Genomic DNA, 1786 nt, shown 5'->3' on the forward strand with positions numbered 1-1786 from the left:
CAGGGCATCATCACGGGCCTGCATAAGGAAACCGAACGTGCCTTGAGCGTCGCTCGCGCCGGCAGCGAGGAAGCGCGTAACGGCGTGGCGCGGGTAGCGCAAACCGAACAATCGCTGCAAGGCATCAGCCAGACCGTCGACAATATCCACCAGATGGCCGAGCAAATGGCCGCTGCTGCCGAACAGCAGAGCCTGGTCGCCGAGGATATTGCCCGGCAGATCAACTCGATTTCCCAGGCCACCAACGACAATGCCGAAGTCACCGGCAATAGCGCGCGCCTAGGCAGCCAGCTACAGTCCACTGCAGGCTCCCTGCACGCGCTGGTCGAGCGTTTCAACAGTTAATAATCCTGCACAACGGGCGCTAGCAGCGCCCCCGGATAACGCCTTGCAGCCTCTCTATCTGAACCACCGCAGTCTGGCTCTGAGCACCTGCGCCCTGGCCTTGGTACTGATGGCCCTGGCCCTGAGCCTGCCTCCGATTGCCATCTTCACTGCCCGTCCGGCCGACTACCTCTCGGTGCATATCCTGCTGGAAATGTTCGCCATCAGCGTCTCGCTGATGATTGTGACTATTGCTTGGAATACCCCTGATCATGACGCCGAGCCCATAGCCCAGACCTTGGTCTTCGGCTTCGCCAGCGTGGCCGGCCTGGACATGTTGCATACCCTGTATTTCGCCGGCATGCCGGGGCTGGTGGTGGATGGCAGTACCAACACGGCGATCTTTTTCTGGCTCAGCAGCCGTGCTGTCGAGGTGGCCGTTCTCTGCCTGGCAGCCCTGTCGTTGCGCCTACCCGGCAGCCGCAATGCCTGGCTGATAGCAGGCATTGTCCTGGTCGCCGCCCTGTTCCTGATCGCCACTCAGCGCCCACAATGGCTGCCGCTGAGCTATATCCCCGGCAGCGGCCTGACGCCACTGAAGAACACCTGCGAACTCATCCTGTGCGTCGCCAACCTGGGCCTGGCCCTGTGGTTCTTCCTGCGTAGCCGCAAGACTCAGAGCAGCCGCGATCTATGGCTGGGCGCGGCCTGTTTCATTACTGCGATGGGCGGCCTGGCGTTTACTCATTATCAGAATACCTCGGAATTCATCAATCTATTCGGTCATCTGTACAAAGTGGCCGCTTACTGCTTCTTCTATCTGGCTGCTTTCCAGATCGCCGTGCGCAAACCCTATCGTTTGCTGGTCGAGCGTGAGCAGCGTATCCGCGAAAAGGAAACTGAATTACACAATCTGCTGCATAACTTGCCAATCGGCGTCGCCCGACTGGATGAGCACCTGCACTTGCGCTACGCCAACCCGACGCTGATCCGCAGCCTGGATCGCCATCCGGAAAACTTGATCGGTGAAACCATCAGCGACCTGCTACTCAGCGACGTCGCTGAGCAGATCAAACCGCATCTGTTTAAACCGCATCTGTTTAAGGCCCTGCACGACGCCCTCACCGGCCTGGCCAACCGCCGCCTGATGAACGAACGCCTGATCCGCGCCCTGCACAAAAGCCAACGGCATAATCAGCACGGCGCCCTGTTGCTGATGGACCTGGACCACTTCAAGGAAATCAACGACACCCTCGGCCACCCGATCGGCGACCAGCTGCTCAAGGAAGTGGCCGTGCGCCTGCAGGGCACCCTGCGCCAGAGCGACACGGTGGCGCGCCTGGGTGGCGACGAGTTCGTGGTGATCATCGAAGAGCTGGGCAACAGCCAGGAAAGCGCCATGCACCATGCCAGCGATACTGGCGAGAAGATCCGCCAGATGCTGTCCGCACCCTATATGCTG

General features: G+C 60.4%; 1 protein-coding gene and 1 pseudogene. Both read left to right on the top strand.

Annotated elements, in window-relative coordinates; all coding sequences use genetic code 11:
• Positions 1–345, top strand: a pseudogene (locus tag N1078_RS19485) (methyl-accepting chemotaxis protein); the annotation flags it as partial.
• Between the two features lie 43 nt (positions 346–388).
• Positions 389–1786: sensor domain-containing diguanylate cyclase (locus tag N1078_RS19490; protein WP_274089710.1), on the top strand; the 1398-nt coding region annotated here is incomplete at its 3' end.

This window comes from Pseudomonas sp. MIL19 (assembly GCF_028680365.1).
Lineage (GTDB): Bacteria > Pseudomonadota > Gammaproteobacteria > Pseudomonadales > Pseudomonadaceae > Aquipseudomonas > Aquipseudomonas spirodelae.